The organism is Neptunicoccus cionae, from assembly GCF_002860325.1.
GTDB lineage: Bacteria > Pseudomonadota > Alphaproteobacteria > Rhodobacterales > Rhodobacteraceae > Amylibacter > Amylibacter lutimaris.
Genome location: NZ_PKOJ01000005.1, coordinates 1 through 18,923, shown reverse-complemented (window position 1 = coordinate 18,923; position 18,923 = coordinate 1). Strand labels below are relative to the sequence as shown.

Here is an 18,923-nt window from a genome sequence, read left to right as displayed (position 1 = left end):
TTCTGCCCCGCAGCGCAATCTGCGGGGCAGAAAACAAAGAGGAGAGAGTTTTGGACCACGTGACCCCGACAGGAAGCGCGCCAGCGCGCCTGTATCGCATGCTTGATCGCACGCTGGAAACCATCGCTGTTGTACTGATGCTTTGCGCAACCTGTGTGGTCGTTTTGCAGGTGTTCTGCCGCTATGTTTTGAACGCGTCCCTGCCCTGGCCGGAAGAGGCCGCGCAATTCTGTTTTGTGTGGGCGGTTTTCCTTGGCATGGCAGTGCTCAGCTTTCGGGATCGACACATTGCAATTTCCCTGTTTGTGCCAAAGCTGTCCCTAAAGACACAAGCCATCCACGGGGTTTTTCTGAAGGTTATGACCGTGATTGCCTGTATCATACTGGTGGTTCACGGCATTGATTTTATGAACCGCACCATGCAGGTCATGCCCGCATTACGTGTGCCACTGCGCTATCTGTTTATGGCTGTGCCTGCGGGCGGGCTCGTTGCTTTGGTGTTCCTAAGCGCCCCGCTGCGCGGCTTTCCGTGGTGGAGCGGCCTGGCGACCTTGATCGCCGGGCTTGGCGGATATTACGCCCTGCGCGAAGCAGGCGGTGCCTTGTTTGGTGAGGCCAGCAGCACGGCGATCCTGATGATTGTCACCATGTTCCTGATTTTCATCGAGGTTCCGATTGTTTACGCACTTGTCATAGGATCATTCGCAGGCCTGACTCCGTTGCCGCCCTTGATGCTGGTAACGATCACCCAGAACATGTCCGGTGCGTTGAATTCCTTTACGCTGCTGGCGATCCCTTTCTTTATTCTGGCTGCTGCGGTGATGAATGTGGGCGGGATTACGGTGCGGATTGTGGATCTGGCCTATCACCTTGTCGGTCATTTCCGCGGCGGTCTGGCGCAGGCCAATATCGTGACGAACGTTATGCTGGCAGGGGTGTCTGGGTCGTCAACGGCAGATGCTTCGGCCACGGCAAAACTGCTGGTGCCCGAAATGGAAAAGCACGGCTATAGCCGGTCATTCAGTTGCGCCTTGACGGCGGCGTCTTCTACTTTGGCGAATATGATCCCGCCCGGTCTTGGGTTGATCATCTATGCGGCCCTTGCGTCTGTATCTGTAGGCGCCTTGTTTGTCGGCACTATTTTACCCGGCCTGATGGTTGCGCTTGCCCTGTCTTTTGTAGCCTGGATTCTTTCCGTGCGCAAAGGGTTTGGCGGCACCAAAGAGCGGTCGAACAGATCAACGCGCTGGCGGTCTTTCTGGCTGGCAACCCCTGCATTGTGCCTGCCTGTCATGATCGTTGGCGGTGTGCGCTTTGGTATTTTCACAGCCACCGAAGCAGGCGCAATGGCCTTTGTCTTCGCCCTGTTCTGCGGTGCGGTCATCTATCGGGGCCTGACCGCTGCGAACCTGTCAGAAGCGTTTCGCGAAGCGGTCGAAGACACGGTCGCTGTTGCGGTCATCATCGCCGCAGCCTCGCCCTTTGCATGGATTTTGACGTTCGAACAAACACCGCAAAAGATTGCTGAATGGCTGGCGGCGCTGACAGGTAGCAAGTTCTTCCTGCTGTTGCTGATCAATCTGTTCCTGATCTTTGTGGGCCTGTTCATTGAAATGATTGCCGCCATGGTGATCCTAGTGCCCATTCTTGTACCCGTCGTTATTGCCGCTGGTGTCGATCCGCTGCAATTCGGGATTATCATGGTGATGAACCTTGTCATCGGCGCCCTGACACCGCCTTTGGGGGTTCTTGTCTTTACCACAGCCCGTGTGGGCGGGGCACCTTCAACCTCGGTCTTTCGGGCGATCCTTCCCTTTATCGGCGCACAACTGATCGTGTTGATTTTGGTGACGATGATCCCGCAAATTACTCTGCTGCCGATCCAGTGGTTCGGTCCTTAAGGAACGCGATATGACAGATAAACCAATTGCCCGCCTTGCCGTGATCGGCCTTGGCATGGCGACAAAACCCCATTTGGAAGCTTTAGCCGAACTGAAAGGCCGCGTTACCGTTTCGGGCGTCTACAACCGCACGCGCGCAAAAGCAGAAGCGGTGGAACAGGCGTTCGGATTTCCGGTCTTTGACAGCCTTGAAGCCATCGCAGCGGACCCGAATACCGAAGGTGTGATCATCGCAACCCCGCCAAACCAGCGGGCCGAGATCGTCAGCAAAATGGCTGCTGCGGGCAAACATGTTCTGATGGAAAAGCCGATTGAACGCACATTAAAGGCGGCACAGGATATCGTTGCGGAATGCGAAGCACAGGGCGTTCTGCTTGGCATCGTCTTTCAACACAGATTTCGCAAGGCAGCGCTGCGGTTGCGTGAGTTGATCGACCAGGGTGCACTCGGGGAACTGGCGCTGGTGCGGGCGGAAATCCCGTGGTGGCGGGATCAGGATTACTATGATGTTCCGGGGCGTGGGACGCTTGCGCGGGATGGGGGCGGCGTTCTGATTTCTCAGGCGATTCACGTACTTGACCTGATGCTAAGCCTGACCGGACCTGCAAAATCGGTGCAGGCCTTCACAGCAACCACCCGAATGCACCAAATGGAAACCGAAGATTTCGCTGTGGGCGGCATTCAGTTTGCCAGCGGTGCAGTCGGGTCTGCTGTTGCAACCACCGCAACCTACCCCGGCGAGGAAGAACGTCTGGTTCTGGACGGTACTCTTGGCACTGCGGTTCTAAAAGGCGGGCATCTGACGGTGACTTGGCGCGATGGGCGTACAGAAACCGTCGGGGATGTTTCCGGCACAGGGGGCGGGGCGGACCCGATGGCCTTTCCCTGCGACTGGCACCGCGATCTGATCGAGGATTTTGCCATTGCCATTCGCGACGCAGGCGCTCCGCGTATTTCAGGGCGCGAAGCCTTGCGGGTGCACGCGTTGATAGATGCGCTGATCCGCTCGGGTGCGACTGGATCAATGGCTGAAGTAGGGGTCGTCTGATGAATAATCCACGTTTTGCCGCCTTAGGGCTGGATCACCGCCACATCTATGGCATGTCCCAGGGTATGATAGACGCAGGGGCAGAACTGGCCGGATGGTGGACCGAAGGCGAACCCCAACCCGTAAAGGGTTTTGTCAAACGCTTTCCCGATGCGCCGCGTATACAGGATCTGGATGCGATCCTTAACGACCCGAGTATTGCTCTGGTCCTGATCGCCTGCCGGCCGGACAAACGCGCGGATTTGGCCATCAAGGCCATGCGTGCCGGCAAAGACGTGATGGTTGATAAACCCGGCTGTATCACTCTGGACGAGGTTGCGCGTCTGCGCGAGGCCGTGCGTGAAACGGGCCGGATCTGGTCGGTCAACTTTTCGGAACGCTTCGAGGTTCCCGCCGTCACCGTTGCCGCCAAACTTGTGGCCGAAGGCGCGATCGGCACAGTCATCCACACCACAGGCCTTGGCCCGCACCGCCTGAATGCGCCTTCCCGCCCTGACTGGTTTTTTAACGCGGCCACTTACGGCGGCATTCTAACCGATATCGCATCACATCAGATCGAGCAGTTCCTGCATCTGACTGGCAATGAGGACGCCGAGATCACCCTGTCCACAGTCGGTAATTTCGCCAACCCCGACCACCCCGAATTCGAGGATTTCGGCACGCTTGCATTGCGCTCGGGTACGGCTCAAGGGTTCATTCGGGTTGATTGGTATACGGCAGATGCCTTGCCGAACTGGGGCGATGGACGTTTGTTCATTACCGGAACCCAAGGCACAATCGAGCTGCGCAAATATGTCGATGTGGACGGGCGTTCAGGCGACAACCATCTGTTTCTAGTGAATAAAGATCGCTGCGAATATATAGATTGCGCCGATGCGGAGCTACCGTATTTTAGCGAACTACTGGTAGATATGCGCGACCGATCTGAAACAGCCTGCCCGCAATCGCGCACCTTCAGGGTGTGTGAACTGGCAATTCAGGCGCAGGCGCTGGCCACACGAACCTGATGCCTGCAGCGGCCCTGTTACATCACCTACAACCAACACAATACGGAACCCCGCTTTGCCTGACCCATTGAAAATTTCCTGCATCGGCGAGGCCATGATCGAGCTGTCCTTCGACGGGGCCACCCCTTGTGTCAACTTCGCCGGGGACACGCTCAACACAGCCATTTACCTGCGTCGCAATCTTGGCGCGGAACACTCGGTTTCTTATGTCACCACACTGGGCGTAGACAGTTTTTCAGACCGTTTGATGGCATTCATCGCCGACGAAGGGGTCGGGGTTGGGGCTATCAGTCGGCATCCCAGTTTGCTTCCGGGACTCTATGCAATCGACACCGCCCCTGACGGCGAACGCTCGTTTCTGTACTGGCGTGAAAATTCCGCGGCGCGGTCCTTGTTCTCCGATGGTTTTGAAAGCCTTTTGCCTTTTGACGTGATCTACTTTTCGGCAATCACACTGGCGATTTTACCTGCAAACGTCAGGGCTGCATTTCTGGACTGGCTGGACGGTTCCGGAAAAACGGTAGTTTTTGATTCAAATTATCGCCCGAAACTTTGGCCCGATGTGGCAACAGCACAATCCGCGATCAAAACCGCGTGGCAGATCACGGACATAGGGCTTCCTTCTGTGGATGACGAAATGCTGCTTTTTGCGGACAGCACAGAACAACAGGTTCTGGACCGCTTGAATAGCTGGGGAGTCACTTGCGGTGCATTGAAACGGGGCCCGCTGGGACCTTTGCCTTTGGACACGGGGCTTGGGATCTGCGGACCTTATCAGAAGGCCGCAGTTGTGGTGGATACCACAGCGGCCGGAGACAGTTTTAACGGCGCGTTTCTCGGGGCGTTTCTTCAAAACGGCGACATAGCAACAGCGCTTGAAACAGGCCACCTCTGCGCGCTGGAGGTCATTGGAACAAGAGGCGCAATAACAAAACGCACCTAATCTTTTTGTGCGCGATTATTGAACCGCGACGCCGCTTCCTGCCAGATGCCCCGCCTAATATGTCTCATACTATCTATTTGTATAAAAGTTATTGCGCCTAAGGTGATTGGCCTGCCTTAAACTTGCAGAACTCAAATGAATTCGTAGAGTGTAGGTATAAGCTCCTGCAATCGTTTCGGGCGGGTTCAAATTTAGTTTTACCAAGAGGCACACATGACAACCTTAACGATTTCGGGAACCCGAGTAGATTTTTCAGATGGCGAACCTTCGGCCGTAATGTCCGGTGCGGGTTCGATTATTGTTCCCAACGTATCGGCTGCAAACTTTACCTACACGATTACCGGTCGCACTGACGACGGCATCGCCATTATCGACCTGACCGATAAAATTTCGCAGGTGTTGTTTGACGGTCGTGATCTGGAAAACGAACCCTCGGTGCAGTCCTCTGAAACGCTTATCGCCAACGTAACATGGTCCGCTGGAACAAGCGTTGTTTTGATTGCCAGCTTTGAAACCGGCAGTGAAACCGACACAGAATATTACTTCGTTCTGGACGGCCCTGCCCTGCCAGATGTGACAACACCGGCGCAATGGAAAGCGTTTGATAAAACGATTACCGGCATTGGCGATCCCACAGGTGCCTTTGGGGAAGGAAGCACCATTTCCTTTTTGTCCATAGATGGCACAACAACAAGCGAAGAAGACGAGTTTGTCGGCACGCCCGGTCGTGACCTCTTCAACGGTGGGAAAGGCGATGATTACTTCATCAGCTCTGACGGCAAAGACGTCTATAATGGGGGTAAGGGGGTTGATCAGGTCACATTCAACCAAGACCCCGGCGGGGCAACTGCCAACCTCAAGTCAGGCAAGGCGGTTGATGGTTGGGGCAACACCGACACCCTGAAAAGCATCGAAATGCTGCGTGGATCGGCATATGACGATACTTTCACCGGCAACGGTGGTCGCAACATTATGCGGGGTTTGGAGGGCAACGACACGCTGAACGGCGCAGGCGGACGGGACGAGGTCCGGTATGATCGTGACGACCGCTACGGCGGGACAGATGGCGTTACGGTCAATTTGGCCAAGGGTTTCGCAATTGACGGCTTTGGCGACCGTGACAAGCTGAAAAATTTCGAAGACGTGCGCGGGTCTGAATCCGCTGACAAGATAACTGGTAACGGTGGTGGCAACGAACTGGAAGGCGAAGGCGGAAATGATGTTCTGCTGGGCCAAAACGGCAAGGATGACCTTTTTGGCGGTCTGGGCCGTGACCGGTTGGACGGCGGAAACGGCGATGATGTCCTGAATGGGGGTGGCGGTGCCGACCTCTTCGTCTTTAAGGGTAATTTCGGCGACGATACGATCACCGATTTCATGACTGCCGGAAAGCAGGAAAAAATAGACCTGTCATCAATCAGTGAAATCAAGAACTTCCGCGACCTGAAGAACAATCACCTTTCCGAAAACAGTGACGGTGATGCAGTCGTCACGGACAAGGATGACAATACCATTACATTGGAAGACATCTCGATTTTAGATCTGTCGGCAAACGATTTTATCTTCTAATGCAGTAAAACATCGCGCGGGCCGATTGATGGCCCGCGCCTTTCCAGCTGCCTGCTCCGCGCCTTACGCAGGATACAGGTTAAACGGGTCCAGCCCCAGAAATGAAGCCGCGATGTGGCCGTCTGACGTGCCATCTGCGGCATCATATTCTGGGTTCTGTTGCGCTCACTAGATTTGGCGCAGATTAGCTTTGAACCACAGATTGCACAAAAGAACCGATCTGACGGGGTTGGACAGACCGTATTATGCCTGCGTCTTACAGAAGGTAAATCATGTCAGGAATCCTGTCTGGAAGGGGGACATCCAACTTGATGGCTACTGTAACAAGCTGCGGGTTGCTGTCCCTAAAAAAACGCAGGACAAGCCCAACGGCTCAAAGCGATCGGCGCGACATTCGCGGGATCGAAACAATCCGAACCATCAAGCACGGCCACATCCACCCAAAACAACAAAGTGTTCCTGGCGAGATCCAGTCTGTCAAACAACTCTTCGCAACTGCTTGATCCACCGTGCCCACAAACCTCCCCACCGACATAAGTCAATTAACGCATCAGTCCCCTATCAGTCACTTGAGAGCCTACAATGTTTTGTATCGGTCCATTCCGCATTCCGTATTTGCTCCTTTGTCCCTTTGCTTCGCATAACCACCAACTTTTGCGCACACACCCTCTTAGTCGGGTCCGGCCAGCTTCATATCCGCCCTTTGCCGTAAGAGCCGTTCTTTCTGAAAGGCAATCATATCCTCGGCAGGTTGCTGGCTTGAAACCAACTCGGCAAAGGGATCAATCACATCAGTGCGGTGGCCGGACAGTTCTTCTACAATGGCGAGTCCGCAAAACGGGACGACCACTTCGGCATAACCGCCTTCGTGAACCACTGCGACCCTCCCTCCACAGATTTCTTCCGCAAGGGCCATAACCTGCCGCATCATCTCGCGGAAGGTCTCAGAACTGGCCTGCATTCGTGCCAAAGGGTCGAACGCGTTGGCATCAAGGCCGGATGCCACAACGATCATATCCGGCGCAAAGGCCTTAATTGACGGCAACACCAGCAGGGACATCGCATCAAGGTAGGAGTCATGGCCCACACCGGGCAACAGCGGGATGTTCAGGTTCGCGCCCTGACCCCGGCCTTCGCCCGTTTCCCCCGTCGCCCCCTGCCCCGGAGGAAAGCAACTTTCCTGATGGATCGAAATGGTCAGCGTGTCATCGCGGCCATAATAAACCGCCTGTGTCCCGTTGCCGTGGTGCACGTCCCAGTCCAGAACAACCACACGACCAAGCCCGTGACTGGCCCGCGCCGACTCAATTGCGACAGGAATGTTGGACAGCAGGCAGAACCCCATACTCTGTTCCGGCAAACAGTGATGCCCGGGCGGGCGTGACAGAGCATATGCGTTTTGAATCTTGCCGGTGAACACATCCGCGACCGCTGCTTTGGCCAGACCCGCAGACAAAGCTGCGATTTCGTAACTTCCCACACCAAAGGGGGAATAGATTCCGGCATTGCCACCACCGGCGTCAGAGGTGGCTTTAAACGTGTCGAGATACTGGGTTGTGTGAACCCGCTCCAGATCCGCCCGTGTTGCCGGTTCTGCTGACTGAACCTTCAGTCGCGCCGTCAGACCGGACACATCCAGCAGGTTCTTGAACCGCCGCTTGCTTTCGGGGCTTTCTGCATGTCCGCCCGCCGAAGGAGGCTGGACATAACCGCCAACGGGCATGATCAGCGCGTGTTCACCCGTTGTATGCCAGAGGCAATGCTCGTCAAAATAGAAACCGGTTGTCATGGCTGCTCCTTTACAGTTTTGGAACGGTTGAAAAATGGATCCATCAGGCTCGCCAGACCGCCCGGCAGCACCAGCATGGTCAGGATGGCGGCAACACCAAGCGCGATAAGATACCAGTTGCCAAAATCAGCGAGGCTCTCGCGCAGGATGAAGTACAGGGCCGCACCCAGAACCGGCCCGCTTAGACGCCCCATGCCGCCGATAACGGTGACAAAAACGATGGTAATGACCCAGCCCATATCAAATGCGCCTAGCGGTGTGATAAAGAGGGTCGAAAAGAAGGAGACCGCCGCGGCCATGCCGGTCGCAGTGGCAGACAACACAAAAACGGTCAGGCGCACGCGATGGGGTTTCACCCCAATAGAACGCGCTGCAACCTCGTCATCGCGCAAGGCACGCACCCGCAGACCAAATTCAGAGCGCATCAACCACCACACCAGACAGGTCGTGCCAAGGGCAACCGCCAGCGCCATCCAGTAGGCAGCCGGACTCATCCACGCGCGGGGCAGGTCGCGGGCCCCCGCAAGCGGCAGGCCTGATGCACCGCCCAGCCAGTCCGCCCGCATTACAAGAATACGGACAATCTCGGCGGCAACCCACATGCCAACAGCAAAATACACAGCCCGCAGCCGGAACAGGATCGGCGTAACAGCAAGGGCGAACAGTCCGGTGACAACGCCAGCCAGCGGCACCGCAAACAGGACGTGTATCCCCAAATCACGGGATAACGCATAAAGCGCATAGCCCCCGATCCCGACAAAGGCGTGATGCCCCAAGGACAGCAATCCGCCATATCCCGCTGCAAGGTTCCAAGCCTGCGACAAGGCCACAATCACGAGGATCTCCATCCCCAGAAACAGCGTACTGCGACCGGCAAAAAAGGGCAGAACGGTCAGCACCACGCAGGTTAAAAGCAGTAAAATACGTGTCATCGACTGTGTACCTTTCCGGCGAGACCTTCGGGGCGGGCCAGCAGGATCAACAGCAGCAACAGATGGCCGTAAAGCGGGCCGGAGGACGGATCAAGCCGTAGCGCGATCACATGCACCAGCCCCAGAACCAGCCCGCCTGCCAGACTGCCCCAGATCGACCCGAGCCCTCCGATGACAATGACTTCAAAGGCGATCAACAGGCGCTCTGCTCCGGAAAACGGGGTGATAGAGCCGCGCATGGCCAGCAGGATTCCGGCAAGGGCTGCAAGGGCCGCTGACAACCCCATAATCATCGCAAAAACCCGTGCACGATCCACGCCCATCATTACGACGATTTCGGGATCATCCGATGTCGCCCGGACATTACGCCCTGTTTTGCTACGGTTCAGCATCCAATGTAGACAGGCAAACAGGCCAATTGCGATAGTGAACATAATGACCGGAAACACGCCTATGGAGAAACCGCCAACGGATATTCCACTGGTAGCCAGTAGTCCGATATCCAGCGCACGGTTGTCAGCGCCGAAGACCTCAACCAGCAGGTTCTGGATGACAATTGACAGGCCGAAAGTCGTCAAAAGAGCGGGCATCGGATCATCCCCGAGCACCCGATTGATCAGCACCAGTTGCAAGGCAAAGCCGATCCCGAAAGCCACGAGCAACGCCACAGGTACAGCCACCCACAATGGAACACCCAAAAACAGAACTGCTGTAACCACAAGATAGGCGCCGCCGATTGCAAATTCCCCGTGGGCGATATTTGTGATCTTCATCACGCCAAAGATCAGTGACAGTCCCAGTCCGAACAGCGCGTAAAGCCCGCCCAGCAGAAGCCCGTTGATAAGAATGTCGATGGCAATCATGCCGTATCCTCTCCGAAATAGGCCCGACTGATCGCGTCCAGATCCGCGCCTTTGCTTGTGCCGTTCAACACGTTGCGGCCTTCCAAAAGGCAGGCAAATCTGTTGGAGGCTTTGATTGCACGGGCCACATCCTGCTCGACAAGAATGGTCATCATCTCGCTCTCGCCGCGGATGGACGACAGGGCGCCCATCACCTCATCCGCAACCACCGGCGCAAGGCCCAAGGACACCTCGTCAAGCAGCAGCAGCGCTGGATTGGACATCAGGGCGCGCCCGATCGCGACCATCTGCTGCTGGCCGCCAGACAGCAGACGCGAGGGGCGGTCTGCGAACTCGCCCAGGATCGGGAACAGGCTGGTCACCCGCGCCAGAGACCACGGCCCCTTGCGACCCGTGTTCGCCCCAATCTCCAGATTTTCCCGCACGCTTAACGAGGCAAACATCCGACGCCCCTCCGGTGACAGGCCGACACCGGCGGCGGCCCGCAGTTGCGGGGCAAGTCCGGTCAGGGAAGCACCATTTAAAACGATGCCACCCGTGGCGTGGTTCAACCCGCAGACCGCTTGCAGCAAAGAGGTCTTCCCCGCCCCGTTCGCCCCGATCAGCGCCAAGGTTTCGCCTGCGCCAAGAGATATGTCGATATCAAACAGCGCCTGAAAATCTCCGTAAAAGGCGTTCAGTCCGGTAATCTCAAGCATGGGGCACCGCCCCGAGATACAATTCCCGAACCCGCGCATCCGAAGTAACCTTGTCCGGTGTATCTTCGATAACTTTGCGCCCTAAATGCAGCATCATAATCCGGTCACAGGTCGCGCTCAGGGCGTGGGCGATGTGTTCGATCCAAAGGATCACCAGATCTGGCGATTTGAGAGAGTGGATCAAATCCACAAGCGCATGCACTTCACCTTCTGTAAGCCCGCCCGAGATCTCATCCAGCAGGATCACACGGGGGCGGGTGGCCAGTGTCTTGGCCAGTTCAAGCCGCTTGCGATCCAATAGGCGCAAACTGCCCCCTGTTTGCGCGGCAAGCCCTGTCAGGCCGGTTCTCTCAAGCACATTATCTGCCTCTCTCAGCGCCGCTTTCCGGTCAAGCCCCGCCCCCGCAGTCGCGGCAAGTATCAGATGCTCGCGCACTGTCAGCGTGGCAAAGGGTTTGGGAATCTGGAATGCGCGCACCAATCCGTGGCGCACCCGCGCCTCGGTGGACAGACGGCTAAGGTCTGTCCCGTTCAGGCAGACCTGACCGGCATCCGCCGGCGTGATGCCGGTCAGCAGATCAAAGAACGTGCTTTTCCCCGCCCCGTTCGGCCCCATAACCCCGAGCGCCTGCCCACCACTGACAGTGACCGACACATCGTCGATCACCGTCAGTGCGCCAAACGCTTTTGCCAGCCCGCGAACCTCTAGCATCATGCCTTACCCAAGCTGCGACAGCGGGATCAGCCGGTCTTGCACATCGACCGAAGGCGCAAAGCTATTGTCATTGATCACCAGATCATAGGCGTGATTGCCGCCGTTCGTCTTGCGCCACTGACCGCCGGCCACCTCTGTCACAGCGACGTTTTTGATCGGGGAGCCCGCCCAGTTCACCGGACCGACCATCGTGTTCATGTTCATAGAGGCAATGGCATCGCGCACGGCATCGGGATTTTTGGGATCGCCGGAATTTTTGAGTGCTGCAATCCCTGTTTCAAACAAGGCATGGGAATAGCCCAGAGTTTGCACCCACTGCTTGCCCGAATGTGCCTCCCATGCGGCGGCCATTTGCGATGCGGTCTGGCCGGTTAGGGATGATGACCAAGGCATGTTCGGCGTCCACCAAACCTCGGTGGACATGCCGTTGCCCCGCGCCCCGAGGCTTTCGATGGCAGAGGGAAACAGGAAGGATGCGGCGAAGGAGGCTGCTTCGGGGGTAAAGCCCTGTTGCCCCGCCTGCGCCCAGAATGTGGCCCAGTTCGGTGGGAATCCGAAGCCGGTTACAATCTGCGCATTGGCGGCCTTGAATTTGGACAGTTGCCCTGAAAAATCCTGCGTGTCGAACTGGAACATACCGCCGTCCACCCGCGAATATCCCGCATTTCCCATCACCGCCGGAAGGCCGAGTTCGGGGTGCGCGAAGGCTTGGCCGGCAGGATTGTCAAAGTAGAAGTCCCCGACAACCTTGTTCGTGTCGATCTGCTCCCAGAGCCTGACAAAGGTTTGCATCGCCATTTCAACACCCCAGAAGAAGGTGAAGGAATAGGGGAAGCCCTGTTCGGGATTTGACCCGCGCCCGAACATCCAGGCCTGCCACGGTCCCATCGTCGAGATTGACGGAACTCCGGCGATATCGGACATTTCACCCACCGCGACTGACGCATCGAGGTCCTGTACCAGCAGCAGATCGACCCCCTCCCGCTGGATCAACTCGTTCCCGACAGCAGCAGAGCGGTTGGGGTTGGACTGGTTGTCCTTGACGATGAATTCCACTGAATAGGTGTTACCGTCGATGGTCAGGCCTTCGTCGGTGATTTTCTTCACCTGCTCCAGCATCCAAGGGTCACTTTCGCCAAATTCGGCCCGTGAACCCGTCAGGGCAGTGATGTAACCGATGCGAATATCCCGCGCCTGTGCCCGTAGGATTCCCGGTGCGGCCAGCAGCCCGAATGTTGTACCTGTACCGGCCAGAAGGGCGCGGCGGTTGAGTTTGGTTTTGAAGGTCACGGGCAGTTCTCCCAGCTGAGTGCAGTTCCAATGCATCAAGCTTGGCCGAAGACGTACCGCGTTGGTAATAGTGCAAATGCACTATGCTTTGAAAATTAGCCCGCACCGGATCGCGTCATAAAGGTCGCTCGGTTTTTGACACCGATTTTCCTATATATTGTAGCAACTTGGTTGCGCACGGTATTATGCGCAACGCCGCGCGTTGCCGCAATTTCGCGCATGGTTAGCCCTTGGGTCAGGTAATCGGCAACCCGCCGTTCCTCAATAGACAGGCAGGCAAGAACATCGGTCGCCGCTAGTCGGACAAGGACGAGTCCCTGCTTGTAAGGCGCGCCAGTCAGAACCAGTTGCGCACCTGTCCACTTGGCGCGTCCGAAGGATAAATCGGACAAGATCGCCTGCCGCTCGGCCGTGCCCGAAACCTCTTGTGCCAAGCGATCCTGAAAGCGGCTTGTGGCACGTACAATGGCGCCGCCCGCACTGATCAATGCAGTCTCCCCGCCTTCGGGCGCGAGGCTGCGTAACTCCGCCCGCAGCGCCAGCGAGAGGCATTGCTCTATGTGGCGCAGGATAAACCGGTAGTCTGCGGTTTCCGCCGTTGAAAAGCGCTCGTTGCTGTCACGTTTGTAAAGGGACAGGAAGAAATTGAATTCGGTGTTCCCCTGCAAACGGCAATGCCCGTTCAGAACCGAGGTAATCTGGAAGGCTTCGAGACATTTGCGAAACTCATCTGGCAACGGCGCAGATTGCACCTCCAGAGACTTGCCGAAAACAGCCAGATTGCGGCCTGTCTGCACAAATGGGTCAAGGTGCAAGACCGCCCTTACTGCACTTTCAAAGCTGCGTGGCAATCCGAACAGACCTGTATTGACCAGTTTGTTGCGCCCGTTGCCAAAATTAGACCAGCCCCACCAAGCGGCATCAAAAGGGATGGCGTTGCGCAGGATATTGATCTGGGCCTTCTGGTGTGCGTCGGGCGGCAACTCAATTGCTGAATTGGTAAGTTGGAACACAAGCTGGCTGAATGAATGGGTATCCATGCGTGGTGTTAGCCCCAGATTGGTTTACGTGCAGCACATCCCGTTTACCTGCGAGCCCTGTCGGTAAACAATGTACTTCAAGACCTCAGGAATCGGCCTATGCGCTGCAGACAGTCAAGTTTGTAACATAAAACAGGTCAGGAATGAACGCCGGTATTCTGGCATCACCCCACAGGGGAGCGACTGATGCATTAATTGTTCCATTTCGCCAGTTTCGGGATTTTGGAGCGAGATATGCCGCGTAGTTCACCGTTCAAGCGCCACCGTTTTCCCCGTGAAGTCATCCTGTGTGCCGTGCGCTGGTATCTCCGATATCCTTTGTCCTACCAGGATGTCGTCGATCTTCTCGAAGAACGTGGCGTCGCGGTGGATCGGTCGACCGTCTACCGATGGGTTCAAAAGTTTGCTCCGGAACTGACCAAACGAACCGAAAGATACCTTCGGCGAGCAAGCCTCAAATGGCACGTCGACGAGACCTACATCCGCGTCGGAGGCCGGTGGCGCTACCTCTGGCGCGCCATTGATGCTGACGGGCAAATGGTAGACTTCCGGCTGACCGCGCGGCGCGACGCAAAAGCAGCACGCGCGTTTCTGCGAAAGGCAATCGAGAAGGTTCGCCTGCACCGACCGGTGTCCATTTGCACGGACAAGGCGCATGCCAATCGGAGCGTCATTTGCGAGCTCGACCACCGGAACGATCCCCATTTTGATAGTATCAAACACATTGACCGGAAATGGCGCAACAACCGCATTGCAAGCGATCACGCTGCTTTGAAGAGGCTGTTAGGATATCGCAAGAGCTTTCGATCTTTACGATCAGCAAAGGCAACTCTCAGCGGCATGGAGACCATCAGGACAAAAAAACGCAGACATGTTTACGACAAGAGTGAGGGCGTCAGCGGCGAGATCGAGTTTATCGAAACGCTTTTCAAATCCGCAGCCTAATCGGAAGCCAGAAGCAGAGTCCAGTTTGGCAAATCGAATAACGCAACAGAACCCAAGTTTTCCAAAGTCAGCAATCCATTTCAGATTTCTTGCGACAGCACAAAATATGTAGTTAGTACCTAAAGAATGAATAACGAATACCAGAAAAACAACCAAGTCCGTACGGTTCTTATCGTTGAGGACCAGAAGCATACATCTGATCGCCTTAGAGAAGCTATCGACAGCGCCCGCTCGTTAAAGGTGATTGGTAATTGCCAGACAATGTCTCAGGCTCTGTCTATGCTGGCCAATTACAGGCCTGATTTTGTCCTAACGGATATAGGGTTGCCCGACGGTTCAGGGATAGAAGTAATCCGGGCGGCAGCTGCGGCGGACTGGCCCTGTGAAAGCATGGTATTCACGGTTTTCGGGGATGAAAGAAACGTTCTCTCTGCCATTCGTGCAGGGGCGAAGGGTTATATTCTAAAGACCAGCCACGCCAAGGACATTGTGAAAGAAATTGAAATTGTGCTTGAAGGCGGCGCGCCGATCAGCCCGCAGATTGCCCATTATCTGCTGACAATCGTCAGGGGCGATACAGCGACCCAAGAAGGCAAGGACCTGTTGACAGAACGGGAGCGCGAGGTTCTGGGACTGATCGCAAAAGGCTATAAACGGGGTGAAATTGCCAGTCAGATGGCAATTACTGTGGGGACGGTGGGAAACCACATCCACAACATCTACCGAAAGCTGAACGCCTCTTCGAATACGGAAGCGGTGTTTATCGCAGGGAAGTCCGGTATATTGTGACCCTGCCATTTTCCAGAGCCTTCGCCATCGGAACAAGCATCATCAGCGTCACCCTGCTGGTTCTGGTCTTTGCCTTCGCCTTGCCAAAGTTCGGCTGGGATATTGACGATGTCCTGCGCCTGACCACGGCCGAGCATTGCGTTGAAGGGATCTGTGAACGCTCCACCCTGCCAGGTGTCGGCGCGCGGAATTTCAGCGATAGTATCATTGCCGAGACTTATCGTTTTGAAATTCCGGACGTATCGGGAGAGGTAACGGGTGTCCTCCTTCCGCGGCTGTCCGATCTGGCCCAAGTCCGGGTTGCCGGCATTGCCATCAGTCCTGTTCCGACCCCTGACGCACGCCGCTGGAATGCACCCTTTTTCCTGACCTTTCCCAATGTACTGCTGGATGGCCCCCGCCGCGACTTGGAAATCACCCTAATGGCCGGACGGGGCAGCCGCATCAGTCTTAGCCCGATTTTGGTGGGCAGTGTTGCATCCCTAGAGTTTCACTATCAGGCCGTGGCAATCTATCGGGTCGGATTGGCGCGGATCGCATTCGGGCTTACGGTAATTGCAATATTTGTGTTTGCCGTCATGGCATTGCTTCAGCGACGGGAACGGTTTTATCGCTGGCTATTGGTCGCGAATCTGGCACAGCTGGTGTTTCTCTGGCACATCATGATGCGGTTCGATCCCATTGACACACAGTCATGGCTTTTGATCTGGGTATCTGCCCTGCATATCCACGTTTTTGCCATGTACCGCTTTGTATCGGGATACCTGAACCTTAAAACACGTAAACTCGGCTATCTGGTGTTGTCGGTTCAGGCCCTGTGTATCTTTCTTATATGGTGTCATAACCCCAACTGGGAACCGTGGCTGATCGGCATCATGGCTGTCTGCTCGCTGATCCTGTATATTCACACGCTGTCCTTCTGGCTTTTGCCATCGCGACGTCTTGTGCATCTGCGTATTGCCTTGTTCGGGCTTATGTCCATCAGTGCAGCAGGTGTGATTGCCGAAGCCTTGCGCCAGATCGGTTGGTTGGTCCCTTATGACCGCGAGGTGTATCACCTTGCCACCGCGCCGATCTTTTTGTTGTACCTTGTGATGATGATCCACCATCTGTTGTCCGCCCAAGCTGCAAACCGCCGTCTGATTCGGGATTTGCGGGGTCGTATCAAGGCCCGCATGCGCGAGCTGAAAGAGACCCATGAGAAGCTGTCACTGGTTGTAGAGCAAGAAGCGGTCTCGCACGAGCGGCAGCGCATTATGATGGATTTGCATGACGGTGTGGGTGGGCAGTTGGTAAACACACTGGCCTATGTAAACGGTCACCCGCAGCAGGATCCTGTGCTGCAAGACGCGCTTGCAGGGGCGTTGCGGGATCTGGGGCTTATGGTTGACAGTCTTCAGATGACCGGCAGTGTGGTGCAACTGTTGGGGGCCCTGCGCAGGCGGATCGAGCCGATGCTTGAAACAGCGGGCATGAAATTTGACTGGGAAATCGGCGAGGAACCACAACTGCCGACCCCCGGCATGATGAAAAACCTGACCCTGCTGCGACTGGTGCAAGAAGCGATCACAAACGCCGTCAGACATGCCAATGCAACCACAGTCAAAGTAACCACCACGCAGGATAAAGTCATCATTTCCGACGATGGAACAGGCTTTGATGTGGCCCTGACAGCGGGGCGTAGCGGAATCGGAATTCTAAGCATGCGAAAACGTGCTGATGAATTGGGGGCTGAATTATACATTACCAGTGGACCCAAGGGCACATCCGTAACCCTGAACTGGGGTTAGTAAAAAGGCGCGGGTTGCGCGTATTCCAGCTTTGCTCACCTCCCCCAAGGACCGCCTTCGGCGGCCACGCGAAGGGTCAAAACACCCGAATATTTTTACATTTAATTTCAATGAATTGAAAATTTACGCCCGGAAACTGCACAAAAAATGGCCCATATGTATGAATCCATAGATGTGCCTGTACGCAACAATTCTTTATTAAAGCACTAAACCAATGCGGGTAGACCGCAGGCCTTGGGTCTTTCCGTTATTTTCCTCAATGGCTGCCTTTGAATACAGGATTTTTCATCATGCCAACCCCTTCCACACCCGTAATCACCGGCTATTCTACAGACACAGGAACGGTCGGAGATAATATTACCTCCGACCGTTCGATTACATTTACCGGAACGGGAACTCCCGGGGCATCGCTAGAGATTGTTGCGTTCGGCGCTTATACTGGAACTGTCGCATTTCTAAGCGCAATCCCTGCAAGCGGGAACTGGACGGTCACGGTGGGCGACGGTGGCAGTTATCCCGTTGGATCAGACGGGGAACTGCAAAACGGGTCCTATTCTTTCCGAGCAGGTTCACGCATTGGAGCAGACGCCTCGTCTCTGAGCTCCGCTCTCGACATTACTGTTGATGGCCCAGAGTTAAGTGGAATAGACCTGACATCCGCGTCCGATACAGGGTCGTCAAACACCGACAATTACACCGCTGATTCCACGCCCGCGATCGAATTCACCGCTGGCAACGGTGATGCGCTGGAAATCGACTGGGGGGACGGTCTTGGCTATCAGTCCGTCGGCACAGGAACGGGTGGGTCACAGACTTTCACAAACCCCAATGCCTATCCCGGTGGTATTACCGAAGAGAAAACCATCTTGGTGCGCTCCACAAAAGATGGAACCAGCACTGTTGAAAGCCTGACCTTCACCTACGACCGCGAAACCATAAGCCCTAACGGTAATATTGACGCGTCCAGTGACACCGGATCCTCCCAAACCGACCATATCACCAGCGACACGACACCGACGCTTTCCGGTACGGGCGAGGTTGGCGCAACAATCGAAATCAAACTGGGTGACGGATTATCCCCGACAGTCGCAACTGCCGTTGTTGGCAGCGGCGGCACGTGGTCCACAACCTTATCGGCTCTTAGCGACGGGTCATACCCTTTAACACTGCGCTCAGTGGATAAGGCAGGCAATGTAACTCAGCTTTCAGGCGCTGGTTTTACAATCGACACAACAGATCCCGCCGCGCCTGCGATCAGTACAACAATATCCCATGATACCGGGATTTCTTCATCCGACCGCGTGACACAAGATGACACAGTCAGAGTGTCCGGAACCACCGAAGCCAACACTGTCGTACGCATTTACGATGGTGCGGTCCTGGTTGGAATCGATCAAACCACAAGCACCGGCAATTGGGCAATTACAACATCATCACTGTCAGACGGGGTCCACACTCTCAGAGCCGAAGCCGAAGATTTGGCTGGTAACAAAAGCATTCTCTCCTCCCCGCTCGACGTCACAATCGACACCACCGCGCCGGCAGCGCCGACGCTGGATCTGGCTGCGGCGTCTGACACTGGTGCATCCGACAGTGATGATGTG

Annotated in this window: 16 protein-coding genes; 9 read left to right on the top strand and 7 right to left on the bottom strand. The window is 55.8% G+C overall.

The window, feature by feature from the left end:
* Positions 1-59 precede the first annotated feature (59 nt).
* From C0U40_RS12560 to C0U40_RS12540, 5 genes are all read left to right on the top strand, one after another.
* Positions 60-1,901, top strand: coding sequence for a TRAP transporter large permease (locus C0U40_RS12560; RefSeq protein ID WP_286134989.1), 1,842 nt, complete (start codon positions 60-62; stop codon positions 1,899-1,901).
* A 10-nt stretch (positions 1,902-1,911) separates the two neighbouring features.
* Positions 1,912-2,949 carry a Gfo/Idh/MocA family protein gene (locus C0U40_RS12555; protein WP_101656150.1) on the top strand — a complete coding sequence of 346 codons (1,038 nt, stop codon included), beginning with the start codon at positions 1,912-1,914 and terminating at the stop codon, positions 2,947-2,949.
* Positions 2,949-3,956: a Gfo/Idh/MocA family protein gene (locus C0U40_RS12550; protein WP_101656149.1), complete on the top strand. Its 1,008-nt coding sequence runs from the start codon at positions 2,949-2,951 to the stop codon at positions 3,954-3,956. The genes C0U40_RS12555 and C0U40_RS12550 overlap by 1 nt, the downstream gene beginning before the upstream one ends.
* Positions 3,957-4,011: 55 nt before the next feature.
* Entirely contained in the window at positions 4,012-4,899 is an 888-nt protein-coding gene (locus C0U40_RS12545) for a sugar kinase (protein WP_286134957.1), read from the top strand.
* A gap of 213 nt (positions 4,900-5,112) precedes the next feature.
* Positions 5,113-6,468 carry a calcium-binding protein gene (locus tag C0U40_RS12540; protein ID WP_101656148.1) on the top strand — a complete coding sequence of 452 codons (1,356 nt, stop codon included), beginning with the start codon at positions 5,113-5,115 and terminating at the stop codon, positions 6,466-6,468.
* A gap of 670 nt (positions 6,469-7,138) precedes the next feature.
* Here C0U40_RS12540 and C0U40_RS12535 read toward each other — a convergent pair.
* From C0U40_RS12535 to C0U40_RS12505, 7 genes are all read right to left on the bottom strand, one after another.
* On the bottom strand, positions 7,139-8,257 hold the full coding sequence (locus C0U40_RS12535) for a class II histone deacetylase (protein WP_101656147.1): 1,119 nt from the start codon (positions 8,255-8,257) through the stop codon (positions 7,139-7,141).
* Positions 8,254-9,189 carry a branched-chain amino acid ABC transporter permease gene (locus C0U40_RS12530; RefSeq protein WP_101656146.1) on the bottom strand — a complete coding sequence of 312 codons (936 nt, stop codon included), beginning with the start codon at positions 9,187-9,189 and terminating at the stop codon, positions 8,254-8,256. The genes C0U40_RS12535 and C0U40_RS12530 overlap by 4 nt, the downstream gene beginning before the upstream one ends.
* Positions 9,186-10,052 carry a branched-chain amino acid ABC transporter permease gene (locus C0U40_RS12525; RefSeq protein WP_101656145.1) on the bottom strand — a complete coding sequence of 289 codons (867 nt, stop codon included), beginning with the start codon at positions 10,050-10,052 and terminating at the stop codon, positions 9,186-9,188. The genes C0U40_RS12530 and C0U40_RS12525 overlap by 4 nt, the downstream gene beginning before the upstream one ends.
* Positions 10,049-10,750, bottom strand: a complete 702-nt coding sequence (locus C0U40_RS12520) for an ABC transporter ATP-binding protein (protein WP_219619792.1) — start codon at positions 10,748-10,750, stop codon at positions 10,049-10,051. Before C0U40_RS12520 ends, C0U40_RS12525 begins: the two co-directional genes overlap by 4 nt.
* Entirely contained in the window at positions 10,743-11,465 is a 723-nt protein-coding gene (locus C0U40_RS12515; protein WP_180957689.1) for an ABC transporter ATP-binding protein, read from the bottom strand. The genes C0U40_RS12520 and C0U40_RS12515 overlap by 8 nt, the downstream gene beginning before the upstream one ends.
* Positions 11,466-11,468: 3 nt before the next feature.
* Positions 11,469-12,755, bottom strand: a complete 1,287-nt coding sequence (locus C0U40_RS12510) for an ABC transporter substrate-binding protein (RefSeq protein WP_286134956.1) — start codon at positions 12,753-12,755, stop codon at positions 11,469-11,471.
* A 95-nt stretch (positions 12,756-12,850) separates the two neighbouring features.
* Positions 12,851-13,795 carry a helix-turn-helix transcriptional regulator gene (locus tag C0U40_RS12505; protein WP_101656142.1) on the bottom strand — a complete coding sequence of 315 codons (945 nt, stop codon included), beginning with the start codon at positions 13,793-13,795 and terminating at the stop codon, positions 12,851-12,853.
* 234 nt (positions 13,796-14,029) lie between these two features.
* Between C0U40_RS12505 and C0U40_RS12500 the strand changes: the two genes are divergently transcribed.
* The 4 genes from C0U40_RS12500 to C0U40_RS12485 all read left to right on the top strand — a co-directional run.
* On the top strand, positions 14,030-14,740 hold the full coding sequence (locus C0U40_RS12500) for an IS6 family transposase (protein WP_101656403.1): 711 nt from the start codon (positions 14,030-14,032) through the stop codon (positions 14,738-14,740).
* Between the two features lie 126 nt (positions 14,741-14,866).
* Complete coding sequence (locus tag C0U40_RS12495) at positions 14,867-15,529, top strand: response regulator (protein ID WP_101656141.1); 663 nt, start codon at positions 14,867-14,869, stop codon at positions 15,527-15,529.
* Entirely contained in the window at positions 15,526-17,319 is a 1,794-nt protein-coding gene (locus C0U40_RS12490; protein WP_101656140.1) for a sensor histidine kinase, read from the top strand. The genes C0U40_RS12495 and C0U40_RS12490 overlap by 4 nt, the downstream gene beginning before the upstream one ends.
* Before the next feature lie 290 nt (positions 17,320-17,609).
* Positions 17,610-18,923: Ig-like domain-containing protein (locus C0U40_RS12485; RefSeq protein ID WP_219619791.1), on the top strand; the 1,314-nt coding region annotated here is incomplete at its 3' end.